This window comes from Mycobacterium shunyiense, assembly GCF_058270075.1.
On the sequence record NZ_JBZDPU010000015.1, the window covers coordinates 112755 to 128223 of the forward strand.

Annotated in this window: 16 protein-coding genes; 2 read left to right on the forward strand and 14 right to left on the reverse strand. The window is 65.9% G+C overall.

Annotated features, from left to right (window positions below; genetic code table 11):
- Positions 1–18: 18 nt before the first annotated feature.
- The 13 genes from AC4ELH_RS14780 to AC4ELH_RS14840 all read right to left on the reverse strand — a co-directional run bounded on the left by AC4ELH_RS14780 (position 19) and on the right by AC4ELH_RS14840 (position 13804).
- Positions 19–798 (reverse strand): PIG-L deacetylase family protein, encoded by a 780-nt coding sequence (locus tag AC4ELH_RS14780; RefSeq protein ID WP_498885143.1) that lies wholly within the window; start codon positions 796–798, stop codon positions 19–21.
- Positions 795–1748, reverse strand: a complete 954-nt coding sequence (locus AC4ELH_RS14785) for an acyl-CoA dehydrogenase family protein (RefSeq protein WP_498885145.1) — start codon at positions 1746–1748, stop codon at positions 795–797. Before AC4ELH_RS14785 ends, AC4ELH_RS14780 begins: the two co-directional genes overlap by 4 nt.
- Complete coding sequence (locus tag AC4ELH_RS14790; RefSeq protein WP_463789978.1) at positions 1745–2494, reverse strand: glycosyltransferase family 2 protein; 750 nt, start codon at positions 2492–2494, stop codon at positions 1745–1747. Before AC4ELH_RS14790 ends, AC4ELH_RS14785 begins: the two co-directional genes overlap by 4 nt.
- Positions 2495–2581: 87 nt before the next feature.
- On the reverse strand, positions 2582–3100 hold the full coding sequence (locus AC4ELH_RS14795; RefSeq protein WP_064886460.1) for a PH domain-containing protein: 519 nt from the start codon (positions 3098–3100) through the stop codon (positions 2582–2584).
- Positions 3101–3109: 9 nt separating this feature from the next.
- Positions 3110–3910 carry a biotin--[acetyl-CoA-carboxylase] ligase gene (locus AC4ELH_RS14800; RefSeq protein WP_498885148.1) on the reverse strand — a complete coding sequence of 267 codons (801 nt, stop codon included), beginning with the start codon at positions 3908–3910 and terminating at the stop codon, positions 3110–3112.
- Positions 3911–3935: 25 nt separating this feature from the next.
- Complete coding sequence (locus AC4ELH_RS14805) at positions 3936–5066, reverse strand: Rieske 2Fe-2S domain-containing protein (protein ID WP_448442539.1); 1131 nt, start codon at positions 5064–5066, stop codon at positions 3936–3938.
- Positions 5067–5096: 30 nt separating this feature from the next.
- Positions 5097–6641: an FAD-binding protein gene (locus AC4ELH_RS14810; protein ID WP_463805771.1), complete on the reverse strand. Its 1545-nt coding sequence runs from the start codon at positions 6639–6641 to the stop codon at positions 5097–5099.
- Between the two features lie 10 nt (positions 6642–6651).
- A complete protein-coding gene (gene casI, locus AC4ELH_RS14815; RefSeq protein WP_498885150.1) occupies positions 6652–8310 on the reverse strand; it encodes a steroid-22-oyl-CoA synthetase in 1659 nt (552 codons plus the stop codon).
- Positions 8303–8866, reverse strand: a complete 564-nt coding sequence (locus AC4ELH_RS14820; RefSeq protein ID WP_498885152.1) for a nuclear transport factor 2 family protein — start codon at positions 8864–8866, stop codon at positions 8303–8305. Before AC4ELH_RS14820 ends, casI begins: the two co-directional genes overlap by 8 nt.
- Positions 8867–9080: 214 nt before the next feature.
- Positions 9081–10223, reverse strand: a complete 1143-nt coding sequence (locus AC4ELH_RS14825) for a PucR family transcriptional regulator (protein WP_498885154.1) — start codon at positions 10221–10223, stop codon at positions 9081–9083.
- 34 nt (positions 10224–10257) lie between these two features.
- Complete coding sequence (locus tag AC4ELH_RS14830) at positions 10258–11301, reverse strand: GDP-L-fucose synthase family protein (RefSeq protein WP_498885156.1); 1044 nt, start codon at positions 11299–11301, stop codon at positions 10258–10260.
- Positions 11250–12275, reverse strand: coding sequence for a GDP-mannose 4,6-dehydratase (gmd, locus tag AC4ELH_RS14835; protein WP_064886501.1), 1026 nt, complete (start codon positions 12273–12275; stop codon positions 11250–11252). The genes AC4ELH_RS14830 and gmd overlap by 52 nt, the downstream gene beginning before the upstream one ends.
- Positions 12276–12343: 68 nt before the next feature.
- On the reverse strand, positions 12344–13804 hold the full coding sequence (locus AC4ELH_RS14840) for a sugar transferase (protein WP_498885158.1): 1461 nt from the start codon (positions 13802–13804) through the stop codon (positions 12344–12346).
- Between the two features lie 307 nt (positions 13805–14111).
- Here AC4ELH_RS14840 and AC4ELH_RS14845 point away from each other — a divergent pair, with 307 nt between their 5' ends.
- Both AC4ELH_RS14845 and AC4ELH_RS14850 read left to right on the forward strand, forming a co-directional pair.
- A complete protein-coding gene (locus AC4ELH_RS14845; protein ID WP_498885160.1) occupies positions 14112–14504 on the forward strand; it encodes a hypothetical protein in 393 nt (130 codons plus the stop codon).
- Complete coding sequence (locus tag AC4ELH_RS14850; protein WP_448442523.1) at positions 14501–14890, forward strand: hypothetical protein; 390 nt, start codon at positions 14501–14503, stop codon at positions 14888–14890. Before AC4ELH_RS14845 ends, AC4ELH_RS14850 begins: the two co-directional genes overlap by 4 nt.
- A 9-nt stretch (positions 14891–14899) precedes the next feature.
- On the opposite strand, the gene AC4ELH_RS14855 is transcribed toward AC4ELH_RS14850, so the two are convergent.
- Complete coding sequence (locus AC4ELH_RS14855; RefSeq protein WP_463789970.1) at positions 14900–15451, reverse strand: YdcF family protein; 552 nt, start codon at positions 15449–15451, stop codon at positions 14900–14902.
- Positions 15452–15469 lie beyond the last annotated feature (18 nt).

A 15469-nucleotide genomic window follows, 5' to 3' on the forward strand; every position in this document is an offset into this window, starting at 1 on the left:
ATGCGTCGGGCAGGCGCGTCAACGGAACACCAGCTCTCCGACCGCGAGCAGGCGAGGCAACACGAACGGCGGCAGCACTGGGCCCCCACCAGGCGCAGAAGGGTGAAACTGACTGCGGAAGCATTGCGCGGCAACCTGCTTGAGCCCGACGGCGGAGGCCGTCAATGGCACCGTAAGCGCCCGATCCCAGGGCACTGCGGAGTCTCCAGGCCTGGCCCAGTGCCACATCCAGACCGGGTACTCGAGCAGAACTGCTGCGGTGCGGCGCACGGCCGTGGCGGCGGCCCGTCCGACGGCCTCGTGATCCGGGTGCCCGTCACCGCGCCACGTTGTGGCACACCAGGTCCCGGGCGGGCAAGCCTGGAGAATCCCGGTCAGCAGATCGGTGATCGAGTCCTGGTGGGCGGCAAGCTCGCCGTCAGGTAATGCGAGGCTGATCGGCTCGCCCATACCGAGAACCTTCGCTGCCTTTACCAACTCGGCTCTCCTGGTGCGTTCCAGCCGGAATCTGTCGAACGGGGTGAGATCGCCTTGGGCCGCCCCGCCGTCACTGACCGACACCACCTGGACGTCGATACCCCGCGCCGCCAGCAACGCCGTGGTCGCCCCGAAGCCGAGGGTCTCGTCGTCGGGATGCGGTGCGACCACCACCAGCGCGGGACAAGTGCTGAGATCCAACTCGCCGAAGGAGCGGCCCCAACTGGTCCAGACGTGGCCGGGGGTGCCGCCGCAGCTCAGCGGCCGTGACCCGAACCGCGATGCGTTGCCGCACGATTCAGCAGACTCCGCGGCAGTCATCGGTGCTCCCCCGCCAGCCTTCCGAGCGCGGCGAGGTCACGCTCGGCGTGGCTCTGCCGCACGTAGATCGTCAGATCCGCGACGTGTCGTGCGTGCTGGGCATCCTGGCACAGCGGCGCTGGCCCGAGTGCGCGGCCTGTGCGGGTGATCGCCGCGTCGACAGCGGTTTCGATGACGGCGCGGGTTCGCCTGGCCAGCAATTGGGCCGACCCGGACCGGTCGAACGGGTCGGCGTCGGTCGCCGCAGCCGCCGCGGCCAGCATCGCTTCGGCGGCCGCGATCGCAACGTCGACAGCGCCGAGGTGGGCCAGCGCATGCTCGTCGGCGTCTCCGCGTGCGACGCGGCCGTACAGGGGTGCGGCGACCGCGCGGGCGGCGCCGAGCCAGCACGCCGCGACGCCGATCGCGCCGTGCCAGAAGCCGGGACGATCCAGATAGTCGCCGGGACCGCCGACGGGTACCCCGAGCACATTGCTGAATTGGACCGAGCGGGTGTCACTGGCCGCCATGCCGGCATTCCTCCAGGTACTGGGCAGGGGCTGCACCCCGGCGCTGTCCGTCGCCACCAGGTACAGCCCGCGGCGGCCGTCGTCTCGGCGAGCTGTGACCAACGCGTGTGTGCAGAGCCCCGCCCCCGAGCACCACGGTTTGGTTCCTGACAGTCTCACTGTGTCTGTTTCGCGGTCTCCCGTGGTGTGGGCGTTGAGTACGGCCTCCGGGTCTTCGGCGGCCCACACCGCCCACAGCTCGCCTGGGGCAGGCGGTTTGCCCCCGAGCTCGTCGAGGATCGCGACCGCGTCGACGTGAGCTTCCGCGAGTCGCCCGGCGACGACGTCGATCTCCGCCAGCTCCGCAAGCCGCTGCCAGCGTCGCGCCGTCGCACCGGAACCTGGTAGTGGCAACTCCAGCCGGCCTGACTCCAACCAGTTCCGGAACAAGCTCGCCGTCATGCGGAATCCCTTTCTGCCGAAGGGAATACGGATCGCGATAAATCGCGGAGGTAACTGGCGAAGCCGCCGGGAGCGCGGCCGTTCCGCCGCGCTGACGTGGTGACCGACAGCGACGGGTCCCGCCGTATCCGATAGGAGGCGGTCTCGAACCTTTCGACCAAGTCGACATCCTCGCCAGTCGTCAGCGGGTGGAAGCCGCCAACCCGCCAGTACGCGTCGGCACGGAAACCCATGTTGGCGCCGTGGATGTGGTTGTGACCGTTGCTGCCCCGCATATCGGACTCGTATGCATGCAGGTACCGACGGACCAGTGCGGCGGGGTGATGCCGCCAGTCGGCCACCCGCACCACACCCAGCACCATGTCGGCAGCCGGCGCAGTCTGACGCAGCAGCCAGTCGGGGTCCACTCGGCTGTCGGCGTCGGTGGTGGCGTACCACACACGCGAGTCGTCGACGTGGTTGCTCAGCGAGTGCGCGTAGGAGAAACCGGCTGCTCGGCTCGCACCGACGTTGCCCGCCTCGACACTGACGAAGTGGACGTCGCAGCCGAACTGGCCCGCCAACTGGGCGCTGCTGTCGTCACAGGAATCGAGGACGACTACGACCAGCACCGGCCCCTGCCAACATGCCGCGGCCGTGGTGATCCCGCGCAGGCAGCGAGGCAACACTGCAGCTTCGTTGTGGGCCGGTATCACCACCACGGCCTGATCGAAGGCGGTCTCCAAGTGGTTCGGCCGTGCGGTCATGGCTGATAGATAGCCATTTCCGCCCGATTCCACACCCGCTGGCCCCAGTGGCGGCGGCAACGGGCCCGGCCGTCGCGCGAGGCAGTGTCAGCTGGGCGACTCTTCGGACCCCAGAGTGTCGAAAACTTCGTGATACAGCAGTGAATGCACCTGTTCCACCCGCGGAATGTCGTGGAATTCCAGGGGATCCTGCGACGCTGATTCGATGATCAACGTGCCGGTGCGCATCAGCCGGTCGGTCAGCCCGTGGCGGAATTCGACGCTGTTGATCCGCGCGAGCGGGATGTCGATGCCCGAGCGGGTCAGGAGGCCGTGCCGGAACATCACCCGGCGGTCGGTGATGACGAAGTGGGTGGTCCACCAGTTCAGGAACGGCCAGACCGTCAGCCAGCCGACCACGATCAGCCAGATCGCGCCGATCACGATGAACAGGACGTTCTTGGCGGTGGCCTGCCAGTCCATGGTGTTGACCACGGCTGCGACGAACGCCGAGGCCGCAGTGATCAGGACCAGGACCAGGACCGGTCCGATCAGGCGTTTCCAGTGGGGGTGCCGGTGCAGCACCACCTGCTCGTCCTTGGCCAGCACATTCTCCGGGTAGCCCACGGCAGAACTCTACGACTCCTCGGGGCGCAGGTGCGTGATGTCGCCCGCAGACAACGTGACCTGTTCGGTTGCGGTGTCGATGATCAGGCGCCCGAGTTCGTCGACGTCGACGGCGGTGCCCACCAAGGTGTTGTCGCCGGGAAGGATCGCGCGGACGCGGCTGCCGATGGTGACGCTGCGGGCACGGTAGTCGGCCGCGAGCGAGGGATCGTCATCGCGCCAGGCGGTGATACGTGCGTCGAGATGACGCAGCAGGGCCCGCGCGAGCGGCGTGCGGTCCACGGTCGCCGTGCCGAGTTGGGTGAGCGAGGTGGCGCGCGGATCGGGTGCTTCCTCGGCGGTCATCGTCACGTTCAGGCCGAGGCCGACGACGATGACGGGAGCCGGCGAGGCCACCTCGGCGAGGATGCCGGCCAGCTTTCCGCCGCCGGGCCCTACCAGGACGTCATTGGGCCATTTCAGGCCGACCCGCGTCCCGGCGACCTCGGCGACCGCATCGACGGTGGCCAGGCCGGTGGCCAACGGCAACCACCCCCAACGGTTCGGGGACACCGCCGAGCCGTCGACGCCGAAGGAGACGATCACCTGTGAGCGGGGCGGTGCTGACCAGTGCCTGCCGTGTCGGCCGCGGCCGGCGTGCTGATGCTCGGCGAACAGCACCGCGCCGGCGATGTCCTCGCCCGACGCCGCCCGCGCCAACAGGTCGGCATTGGTTGATCCGGTCTCATCGACGACATCGACGCGCCGCCACGACAGGCCCTCGAGCCCGTCGCGCAAAGTCGTCACGTCCAACGCTGGCCTTGTGTTCATCGCGGCCAAGCTTACGGCGCGAACGTCAGTGGGAAGCCCGGGCAGCGTTGGGCGCCGCGAGGTTGTCGGCGACCTCCTGGTGCCACAGCTCGTTGGCGTGCGTGGTGTCGACCTCCTGCTCGAAGCGGTCGGTCATGTCCGGTGTGACATCGGCGAGATCGACGTAGAACTGTTCGTACCACCGGCGGTGGTGGTAGACGGGGCCGTCCTCCTCGGTCAGCAGCGGGTTGTCGATGCGTGCCTTGTGTTTCCAGATCTCGACGTCCTCCATGAAGCCGTCACCGAACGTCCGGCTCATCGTGGCTGCGAGTTTCTCGGCCTTGTCGCCGGGCATCGTTGGATTCTGCTGGACCGCGACACCCCACTGCAGCACGAACGAATCGTGCGTCACCGGGTAGTGGCAGTTGATCAGGGCGATCTCGACGGTGAAGTTTGGGGCGAGGTCGTTGTGCAACCAGTTGATCATGTAGGCCGGACCGAAATACGTTGCCTCCGAACGCAAGTAGGTGCCGTCCCAGAGTTCTCTGGTGGCGTAGTCCGGCCGTGGCTTGGACTCCATGAACTGGCTGGCCGTGTGGCCTTCGATGACGTTCTTGAAGTACGTCGGGTAGGCGTGATGGATGTAGAAGAAGTGCGCCATGTCGACGTTGTTGTCGACGATCTCGCGGCAGTGGGACCCTTCGATGAGAATCGAATTCCACTGCCACGGCGACCAGATCCCGTCCTCGTAGCCTTCGATGGTGGGCGGTGTCAGCTCGGCCGGGGGCGTCGAGCCCTCTGGATCGTGCCAGACCAGCAGCTGGCCGTTGACCTCGGTCGTGTCCCACTTGCGGGTACGCGCCAGTCGCGGTGTCCGCTTGGCATATGGCACCAGCTTGCACTTTCCGTCGGCGCCCCAACGCCAGTCGTGGAACGGGCAGGCCAGGTTGTCGTCCTTGACCGAGCCCATCGACAGGTCACCGCCCATGTGCCTGCAGTACGAGTCGAGTACGTGCAGTGCGCCGGCGGAGTCGGAATAGACGACCAGCTTGGTGCCGAAGGCTTCGATACCGTGCGGCTTCCCGTCCCGAAACGTGTCAGCGAGGCCGACGCAGTGCCAGCCGCGCGCGAAGCGCGTCATCGCAACGCCGGTGTCGATTTCCCGGATGTCACTCATTGCTACCTCGGTTCTTCGCGCAAGCGCTCATCACATGTCTCTCCCTAGCATGTCTTTGACCGCCAGGTGGCTGAACAGCATGCTGGTTCCGATCGGATTTCCGCCGCCCGGATAGGCGGTGCCGCTCGGGGCGGCCATGGTGTTGCCCGCGGCATACAGTCCGGCGATCACCTGACCGTCCGCGTCGAGCACCCGGGCCGCGGTGTCGGTACGCAACCCGCCCTTGGTGCCCAGGTCGGAGATGCCGAAAGCAGCGGCGTGGAACGGGCCCTTCTCGATCGCGACGAGTGGGGATGCGCCGCCGGAGAACGCCCGGTCGTACGCCTCGTCGCCGCGCCCGAAGTCCTCGTCCGAACCGGCGTCGACGAAGCCGTTGAAGCGCGTCACGGTGGCAGTCAGGTTCTCGGCGGGAATGCCGATCTTGGCGGCCAGTTCCTCCAGGGTGTCGGCGGTGTGCCACAGCCCGGCGTCGAGGTAGCGCTGCGTGTCGACCATCGAGACGTTGGTGGCCTTGACGGGAGGGACTTCCCCCTCCCGGTCGTCGTAGATCATCCAGTACGGCAACGTCATCGAACCGTCGGCCAGCCGCGGCAGGATTGCCCGGCCGATCCGGTCGTAGGCGGCAGATTCGTTGACGAAACGCTGTCCGTTCTGGTCGACGAAGATACCGCCGGTGAACCACAGCGCGAACGCCGAACGGCCGTCGGGGTGCGTCAACCCCGGGGACCACCAGGCCTGCTCCATCAGGTCGACGTCGGCGCCGACGGCCATCGCCGCCTGGTGTGCCTGGCCCAGGTTGGCCGGCGGCCCCATGGTGTCGCGGGCGACGCCAGGAACCCCGTGTTCACGGCGCAGTTCGTCGTTGCCTTCGAAGCCGCCGGCAGCGAGCAGCACTCCGCGGCGGGCCCGGATCGCCCGCCGCTCGCCGTCGGATTCGACGATCGCACCGGTCACGGTCCCGTCCTCGACCACCAATTCGACCAGCGGGGTGTTGCGGCGAAGTGAGGTATTCGGGTACTGCTCAATGGCTTTGAGGAACCGGGCGATCAGTGCCCGGCCGCCGATGAAGTAGTCATCCGGCTGCTCGGCGCCCAGCCGGTCGGCGTCCAGCGGGCCTCGTACCAGCTCGCGCAGGTGCGGGGCTTTCTCCACCTTCAGTGGGCGGGCCGCGATGTGGCGCTGGCCGTCGGCGCGAGCCTTGGGCGCCTTGCCGAAGTAGTCCGGCCACGGCATCGGCGCGAACTTCAGATTCTCGTCGGCTTCCAGGTACTCGATCAACCCGGCGCCGCCGCGGACGTAGGTGTCCTGCAGCTCCCGCGGCGTACGGTCCCCGACGACGGCGTGGTAGTACTCCAGCGCATCTTCGATGGTGTCGTCGGTGCCCGCCCGCTTGAGCACCGGGTTGCACGGGAACCACACGCCGCCGCCACCCGAATACGCTGTGGTGCCGCCGTATTTGTCGCTGGCTTCCACCAGGATCACCGACAGACCCTCGCGAGCCGCGGTGTAGGCGCCGGTCACGCCGCCACCTCCCGATCCCGCGACCAGGACGTCACATTCCTCTGCCCATTTCATGCGGACCGCCTCATAGGTAACGCTGCCTCCCGTACTGCGCGAACTCGGCGTCCAGCGCCTGCTTGCCATCGTCGCCCATGGCCAGATACGCCGGTGCTCCGCGTCCCGCCCACCGGTACACCACCTCGTCGGTGTGCCAGCGTTCCTGCTGCAGTTCCCGTTTGAGCACCTTGTTGGACCCGGTCACCGGCAGATTCTTGGATACCCGCAGGAAGCGCGGAATTGCCTTGGTGCCCAGGTCATCCTGGTCGGACAGGTAGGACACGAAGGCGGCGGGGTCGAAGCCGGCGGGATCGGCCACCTCGATCGCAGCCATCACCTGATCGCCCGAGCGCGGATCGGGCACCGCGTAGACGCCGGCCGCCACCACATCGGGATGGCGGCGCAGTACCCGCTCGATGTTGAGCGCGGAGGTGTTCTCGCCGTCCACCCGGATCCAGTCGCCGCGACGGCCCGCGAAGTAGATGAATCCCTGCTCGTCGAGATAACCGAGATCACCCGTCCAGTACCAGCCGTTGCGGATACGTTCGGCGTTGGCCTCGTCGTTCTTGTAGTAGCCCTCGAACGTGCGGGTGCCGAACTTGTCGACGATCTCCCCCACCGCGTCGTCGGGGTTGAGGACCCGGCCGTGCTCGTCGAAAACCGCAGGCGCACAATCGTTCAGCGATTCAGGGTCGATGATCGCCACCCCCTCATGCGCGGGCCGGCCGAGCGCACCCGGCGGCATGCCGGGGGCCAGCACCACTGCCCCACCGCCTTCGCTGGAGCCGTAGCCCTCGAACAGTTCGGCGTCGAAGCGGCGGCGGAACTCGTTCTGGTCATCGGGCGACGCCTCGGTACCGAAGCCGCGGACCAACGGGTTCTCGGCATCGTCGGGTTGTTCGGCGGTGGCCATCAGATAGCCGAGCGCCTTTCCCACATAGGTGAAGAACGTCGCGCCGAAGTACCGCACGTCGGGCAGGAAACCGGACGCCGAGAAGGATGGCGTCAGGCACACCGTGGCACCGACGGACAACGCCGGCGCCCACAGCGCCATGATGGCGTTGCCGTGGAACAGCGGCATGCAGCAGTACTCCACGTCCTCGCGCACATGGCCGAACTTCTCGGCGGCCGCATAGCCGATCCGGGCCAGCCTGCCCTGGCTGCAGATGACGGCCTTGGAGGCGCCCGTCGTTCCCGAGGTGAACAGCAGCAACATCAGGGAGTCCTCGGTGACCCCGGGCGCGACCGCAGGGGTGACACGATGTGCGTCGAGTTGCGCCGCATGGTCCGGGCCGTCGACCACCAGGAACCGGTCCGGCGCCAACCCGACGTCGAGGTCACGCAGACGCGCGGCACCCGCGGTGTCGGTGACGATCAATTGGCAGTCGGCAAGCCGGATTTCGGCTGCGAGCTCGGCGGCGCCCCGGGTCGGGTTGATCCCGACGATGGTCGCCCCGACCAGGGCCGCACCACCGAGCCAGAAGAGGAAGTCCGGCACGTTGTCCAGCAGCACGCCGATGTGCAGCGGGCCGTCCACCCGCATCGCCTCCGCCAGCGCACCACGCGCCGCGGATTCGGCAACCACCTCGTCCCACGCCCAGTCCCGGTCGCGGGTGCGCAGGCCGAGGTGTTGGTCACCGACCCGGTCGAGCAGCAGTGAGGCGATGTCGGTTCGAGCGTCAGGCATCGGCTTGGGCGGCGGCGCGCTTCTGGTCGATGTAGGCCTGCGGCAGGTCCTCTTCGCTCAGCTTGGTCACGCTGACCGGGCCGGTCTGGTAGGCGTCCTCACCGACGATCAGGCCGTCGGCGTCGATCGGCCAGTTGATGAGCTGACGGAACAGCAGCAGGTAATCGCCGGCCGGGTCTTCGACCTCGACACCGATCGCCTGCGCGGCCGCGCCCGGGTAGATCATCTTCATCCAGCCTTCGGTCATCACCAGATCATCGTCGACGGCGAGGCGATCGATCTCGAAAACGAGATGGTTGGCGCCACTGGCCACGAATTCCTCGTAGTAGGCACGCACGCCCTCGGTGGTCTTGGGGCCCATATCGGCGTTCGCGTACCAGAAGTGGTAGTCCGGGTTCGGGGCCAGGGTGGCCATCAGCCGCTCCATGTCGGGCTCGGCCTCGGCCTTCATGTGCTCGAGAACGATGCTGAGCACCTGACGGTGCCGCTCGTTGGTGGTGACGGCAAGACGCTCTTCCACGGGGACCCAGGTCTTGGTCGGGTCGATAACGGCCATGTCGGCCTCCTTGTCGGTTGTGAGCTCGTGTGGGCTGCACCGCAATCTTTGGCCAATGAGGTGATGGCGGTCACCCGCCACCTGTCGGTCTATTTCGGCATATCATCCGACAGTTGTCGACCGGATCGAGCTGCGCCTGCCGACTGGCCACTTATGCCACGGCCATCGCGATATGGCGTGCCATAAGTGGCCACTCGCCGGCGAGGCCCGGCGCCTACAGCAGGTCCGCATCGGCGAGTTCGGCCGAGGACATCGCGATCCGCCGCACCATGAGCACCAGCGTGCCCAGGAAGCGGTCGACAGGGTCGTCGAAATCCCATCCCATCGCGGCCTGCACACGCGCCAGCCGCGCGGCGACGGTGCTGTGGTGCACGTGCAGTTCGGCGGCGGTCCGCCGCAGCGAGCCGTACACGAAGAACGCCTCGGTGGTCCGCACGTCGAGATCCCCGGCAGGAGATGCCGCAATCTCGTTGATATGGGCCACATCTCGGTTGCGACGCACCCGGTCGATCGGCAGGTCGGCCAGAAGTTCCAGTGAGCTCAGCCGCTCGTAGGCCACCACCCGCCTGCCGAATCCGGTCGATGAGGCGAATCGCAACGCGCGCACGGCCTCATGCCACGAGGTCGACGCGCTGAATGCGTTTCCCACGGAGCCGATTCCGACCCACGGTCCCGACGCGGTGCCGACATTCACCACTGTCGGGAACTGCTCGACGATGACGCGCTCCAGGCGGTCCGAGAACTCACGTATGTCGAACGATCCCTGACACACGATGGCCGTCGCGTTACCGATGACGGCGGACCGCACCGCCGGCGCGGGCAGCTCGCCGGTGATGAGCCGTACCGTCTCCCGCGGCGGATGTCCCGATGCCGCCAGCACAAATGTCGGCCGGCTCTCGTCGAGCCCCAACAGTCGGATGGCCCGGGCCCGGTCTTCACGGTGCTCTTTGGCCGACAGCACGACCTCGAGCAGTGCCGGGTCCCCGAGGTGCGGTGTCCCGCTCACCCCGGTCCGTGCCGCGACGCGACCCAGTACCCGTCGCAGCCGGTCCAGCAGCACCTCGTCCAGCGGATGCCCGGATCCGTCACGTTCCACCCAGACGAGCGTCTCGTGCTGATCCGATGTCGGCGCGGCGGTGTCGTCGATCGGATCGAGCCGTCCCGACGCGTCGTAGCGGACAACGGTGCCGCCGGGCCAGCGGACCCCGACCGGGCAACCCGCCGTCAACGCGGCAAACTGCACGGCGGCGTCGGCGTTGACCTCCTGCTCCTCCAGCCCGTCGAATTGCGCGATGAGCCGCAGCACCGATGCGGGGTCGGTGCCCAGTTCGGACAGCACCAGCGGCCCGGGGGTCATGGTCGAGAGCATAGGCCCACGGCTGGGCAGGCCCTCAGGCGAGTGCCACCCGCCTGACGTCCGCCCGATTCTGTCGGTACCACGCCAGGGTCTGCTCGATCCCGTCATGCAGCGAAATCGACGGTTGCCAACCGCTGTCCCGCAAGGTGCTGATGTCCAGCAGCTTGCGGGGGGTGCCGTCGGGCTTGCTGGTGTCCCAGGCCGTCTCGCCCTCGTATCCCACTGCAGTCGCGACCAGCTGCGCTGTCTCTCGGATCGAGTGGTCTGTCCCGGTGCCCACGTTGACCTGTTGTGGCCCGTCGAACTGCTGAAGCAGATGTAGACAGGCCGACGCCATGTCGTCGACATGCATGAACTCACGGCGCACGGTGCCGGTGCCCCAGTTCGTCACCTGGGACTTGCCCGATTCCTTCGCTTCTTCGTACCGGTGGATCAAGGCCGGTAGGACGTGCGAGGTCGTCGGGGAGAAATTGTCACCGGGCCCGTACAGGTTCGTCGGCATTGCCGATATCCACGGCAAGCCGTATTGCCGCCGTACCGCCTGGACCGCCACGATTCCGGCGATCTTCGCGATCGCGTAGGCATCGTTGGTCTCCTCCAGGGATCCGGTCAGCAATGCATCCTCGGTGATCGGCTGTGCTGCCATCTTCGGGTAGATGCATGACGATCCGAGAAAGAGCAGACGCTGGGTGCCGTATTTGAGCGCCGCGTCCATCACGTTGGTCTGTATCCGCAGATTCTCGGAGATGAAGTCCACCGGGTAGGTCTTGTTCGCCAGGATTCCACCGACCCGCGCCGCCGCCAAAATCACCACCGGTGGTTGGGTTTTCGCGAAGAACTCGAATGTCGCCGCCCGGTCGGTCAGATCCAACTCACGGTGCGACCGGCCGATGAGATCGGTAAATCCCTCCGATTGCAGCTTCCGGTGGATCGCGGACCCGACCATGCCCCGATGGCCGGCGATGTACGTCGGCGCTGCGGGGTCGAGCGGATGTGCCGTGTTGACAAGGTCATTCCGAAGCAATGTCAGCCCCACCCCGCCAAGGCCGGCGTGTCGATCCATGGCTTGCCGAGGCATTCGAGCTGCGCGATGTCGGCCTCCACCATGATCTGTGCGAGTTGGGGCGTACGCACCGTCGGACTCCAGCCGAGCAGCCGGTCGGCTCTGGCGGCGTCACCGACGAGCGCATCGACCTCGGTGGGACGCAGGTAGCGCTCGTCGAACCGGACGTGCCGTTCCCAGTCCAGGCCCGCATGTTCGAAGGCGGCGACGAGAAAGTCGCGCACGGTGTACCGGTCGCCGGTGGCGAGCACGTAATCTTCGGGCTCATCGACCTGCAGCGTGCGCCACATCCCCTCGACGTATTCCGGTGCGTAACCCCAGTCGCGGATCGCGTCCAGGTTGCCGAGATAGAGGTGCTCATCGATCCCGGCTTTGATCCGCGCGGCGGCTCGGGTGATCTTCCTTGTCACGAAAGTCTCACCGCGGCGCGGTGACTCGTGGTTGAACAGGATCCCGTTGACGGCGAACATCCCGTAGGCCTCGCGGTAATTCCGGGTCATCCAGTACGAGTAGACCTTGGCTGCCCCGTAGGGCGAGCGCGGATAGAAGCTTGTCTGCTCGTTCTGCGGAGGGGGTGAACCACCGAACATCTCTGAACTGGAGGCCTGGTAGAAGCGACACGGAACCTTCGAGATCCGCACGGCCTCCAGCAGTCGTGCGGAACCGATACCGGTGGTGTCACCCGTGTGTTCGGGTTCGTCGAAGCTGACCCGCACATGCGATTGTGCGGCCAGGTTGTACACCTCGTCCGGTTCGATGGTGCTCAGCAGGGTTACCAACCGCGCGCCGTCGCTGAGATCGCCGTAGTGCAAGAACAGTTGCGCGTGTGGATCGTGTGGATCGACGTACAGATGATCGATCCGAGCGGTGTTGAAGGACGAAGACCGACGGATCAGCCCATGCACCTCGTAACCCTTGTTGAGCAGGAACTCGGTCAGGTAAGAACCGTCCTGACCCGTGATTCCGGTGATCAGGGCTTTCTTCTTCACCTGATTCACTGCGTGTTCTCCTTAATCTCGTACACCCGTAAAGCATTGGGTGGATTTGCTTTTGGAGATCAGTACGCTCCCTGGCTGAGCAGCACTGCCCGCACGGTCTTGGCGATGATGACCAGGTCGGCCACCATCGACCAGTTCTCGACATAGGAAAGATCCAGCCGCACTGATTCCTGCCAAGACAGGTCCGCCCGTCCACTGACCTGCCACAGGCCGGTGATACCCGGCTTGACGAGCAATCTGCGCTGAACGTCGCCATCGTAGGTTTCGACCTCCTGCCGCAGCGGTGGACGAGGGCCGACGACGCTCATTTCCTGCCTGAGCACGTTGACGAACTGTGGCAGCTCATCGATGCTGAGCCGGCGGAGGATCTTGCCCACCGATGTGACGCGCGGATCATCCTTGATCTTGAAGAGAACTCCGCCGGAGCTCTCGTTCAGGTTTTGCAGGCTCTCCAGTTGCCGATCCGCATCCGAGACCATCGTACGGAACTTCAGCATTGCGAACGGCCGGCCGTCGATGCCGATGCGTTCGGCCGTGTAGAACACCGGTCCCCGGCTGTCGAGCTTGATGGCCAGCGCCGCGGCCAGCAGCACCGGGGAGGCGACGACGAGTGCGACCGCCGCGAAAACGAAGTCAAATGCCCGTTTCTCGAATCGTTTCGCACCGTCGTACTGCGGCTTCTCGACATGTACCAGCGGGAATCCGGCTACCGGCCGCATCTCCAGCCGCGCCCCGGAAACGTCCATCACACCCGGCGAGACCACGAGGTCGACTCCCATCGCCTCCAGGTCCCACATGAGTTTCCGAATCCCCTCGTAGCCGAAGTGGTCGACGCCCGTTACGGCTACCGTGTCGGCGCCGCATTCTCGGATGGCGTCCAGGACATACTCCTCGCCACCCATGATCGGGATTTCCTGATCGCCCACGGTGAGACGTTCGCCCGCGGGCGCTCCATAGCCTGGAATGCCCACTGCCACAATGGCGTATCCGGCGCGCGGATCGCGGGTCAACTCCTGCGCGAGATAAGAGACCGCATCGGCATCACCGATCGCCATCACCGCCGTCTGATAACGCCCCTCCGCCCGTTGCTTGGCAAGGTAACGACGCCAACCCCACCTGGTCAGGCACAACGCGACGGTTCCGGTGGGCAGCGCAACCGCAAGGTAGCCGCGCGCAATCTCGAGCTGAAGTAGGAACGCGATTATCGCGATGCCCCCGAAGGTCCAGAAAGACGCAGACGCAACGCGTTTGTACTCCTCGGCACCGGCCCCGGTCACCCGCGGCGACCTGGTTCGACACAGCGAGAGCGCACCCAGCCAGATGGCGCCGAACAGTATCGAAACGGACGTGATGTATCCGTCGGTGCTGGAAAGATCCGGCGCTTGCCCGAAACGGACGTACTGCGCCAGCACCACCGCCGCGCACACCACGAGAACGTCGGTGATCAGAATGTTGACCAGGTACTGCCGTTGCCATCGGGTGCGTTTGAACACTTCTCGCGGCATCGTCACGACGGTCATTTTTTGTCGTGCACCTCCCCGGCCCATGGCCGGCGGGAATGCCTCGCAATCCACTCATACGCGCAATTGCGGCAATCTTTACAACAACAACCGCGCGGCCCTGGGCGTCGTACATCGATTATGCGGTCCGTTTGCAATCTAACAGTTCCTCATCGTTGTCGGCCGGGCAGGTTTGGGGCAGAGCGGCACGAAAGGACTCAATTCAGCTCGCTTTTCGAGCACACGCTGCGAAAACGCACACAGTGGCAACGGATGTTGTGACAACCCACACCACGACGTCGACCAGCGGCGGCTAACCTGATCAGCGATGGTGACCTCGACTTCGGCCGGCAGTTGGCAGCTGCGGTGGATCATTGTGGGCGCCGTAGCCGGAGCTGTGATGCGCCATCTCGCGATCCAGATATGGGATACGCCCGCCCATCTGCTTCTGATCACCCTGATCGTAATGACGATCTCCGGTTTCGCGATGGGCGCCGCACTCACTTGGCCTGTGCGCCAACAGTTCCGGTCCTTCACCTGGGGCGCAGCCGGAGCTGCGGCCAGCCTCAGCGGCTACAACGCCCTCGCCATCGACCAGCCTGCGCTGAGCGCACTCACGATGCTGCTGTTGGCACCCGTGTGCGCCTTGTCGGGTCTGTGCGGCGGCGCGGTACTGGGATTGCGATCGGCCCCTGCGAGAGGCGAGGACACCCTGTCGTGATCACCGATCTGCTGCTGGTTGCGGCGGGTGCTGCGGCGGGCGCCCCTGCTGCGGTCTACCTATATCGAAATGCCGACAGATGGCGCATCATTGCGATCAACTCTGTGGTGTGCGCCCTGCTGGGGTGTCTCACCGCCCTGCAGACCACGATGGATTCGCCGCCTCCCGTCCTGCTCGTCGGTGAGGGACTACTGGTGACGGCGGCGCCGATGACCACCGTGTTGCTCCCGCTGGCCGCGATCGACCCGCGCGGGTACCCCTGGCAGACGATCCGCCGCACTGCGCGCACCCTCGCGTTAACCGCCATGTACTGCAGCGCATTTGCCATGATCGGATATCTCAGTGTCTATGTATTCGCGGGCGTCCAGTACAAGCTGAAGTGGTGACTCACCGGCTCAGTCACACTTCTTCGACTCCATCACCGCCTTTCCCAACGCGAAGAACTGGTACAGGTAGGTGTACTCCCACGAGCCCGCAGACAGGCGGTATTCGCGCGGTACTGCGCGCATCACGGTGGAGTCTGCCGAGGAGGAGAAACAATGCTCGAAGATGAAACGGGCCCGGGGTAAGTGGTACTGCCAGGAAGCGACCACCACAGTGGCCCAGCCTCTTTCGCGGGCCAACTGCCGAATCAGCTTCGCCTCACCGAGGGTGGTAGAGGGCTTCGGTGGCACGCACAACACTTCGACACCTGGTGGACGCCGGTTGCACGCCTTCTTCATCACCGGATCCGATGACCGATATGGGTTGGACAACACCAACACTGGGGCGACGCCATCGCGGACCAGTTGAAAGCCATAGTCCTCGCGGCCATCGTGCTCACCACCGAGAACGAACACCGCGTCGGCCTTACGCAAGTCGTCCTGCGGTGCGTAACGGAACACCACCGTGCCGACGGCAGCGACGAGAAGCAGAAGAACCACCACGGCAGTGGCGACAACGGTCACGCCGATACGCAAGCGCCG

Bases quoted from the DNA above. Each gene is read 5' to 3' on its own strand.
- AC4ELH_RS14790 (WP_463789978.1), bottom strand. From the start codon at position 2,494: ATGACCGCACGGCCGAACCACTTGGAGACCGCCTTCGATCAGGCCGTG.
- AC4ELH_RS14780 (WP_498885143.1), bottom strand. From the start codon at position 798: ATGACTGCCGCGGAGTCTGCTGAATCGTGCGGCAACGCATCGCGGTTC.
- AC4ELH_RS14785 (WP_498885145.1), bottom strand. From the start codon at position 1,748: ATGACGGCGAGCTTGTTCCGGAACTGGTTGGAGTCAGGCCGGCTGGAG.
- AC4ELH_RS14845 (WP_498885160.1), top strand. From the start codon at position 14,112: ATGGTGACCTCGACTTCGGCCGGCAGTTGGCAGCTGCGGTGGATCATT.
- AC4ELH_RS14830 (WP_498885156.1), bottom strand. From the start codon at position 11,301: ATGCCTCGGCAAGCCATGGATCGACACGCCGGCCTTGGCGGGGTGGGG.
- AC4ELH_RS14800 (WP_498885148.1), bottom strand. From the start codon at position 3,910: ATGAACACAAGGCCAGCGTTGGACGTGACGACTTTGCGCGACGGGCTC.
- casI (WP_498885150.1), bottom strand. From the start codon at position 8,310: ATGCCTGACGCTCGAACCGACATCGCCTCACTGCTGCTCGACCGGGTC.
- AC4ELH_RS14805 (WP_448442539.1), bottom strand. From the start codon at position 5,066: ATGAGTGACATCCGGGAAATCGACACCGGCGTTGCGATGACGCGCTTC.
- AC4ELH_RS14840 (WP_498885158.1), bottom strand. From the start codon at position 13,804: ATGACCGTCGTGACGATGCCGCGAGAAGTGTTCAAACGCACCCGATGG.
- AC4ELH_RS14825 (WP_498885154.1), bottom strand. From the start codon at position 10,223: ATGACCCCCGGGCCGCTGGTGCTGTCCGAACTGGGCACCGACCCCGCA.
- AC4ELH_RS14810 (WP_463805771.1), bottom strand. From the start codon at position 6,641: ATGAAATGGGCAGAGGAATGTGACGTCCTGGTCGCGGGATCGGGAGGT.
- AC4ELH_RS14820 (WP_498885152.1), bottom strand. From the start codon at position 8,866: ATGGCCGTTATCGACCCGACCAAGACCTGGGTCCCCGTGGAAGAGCGT.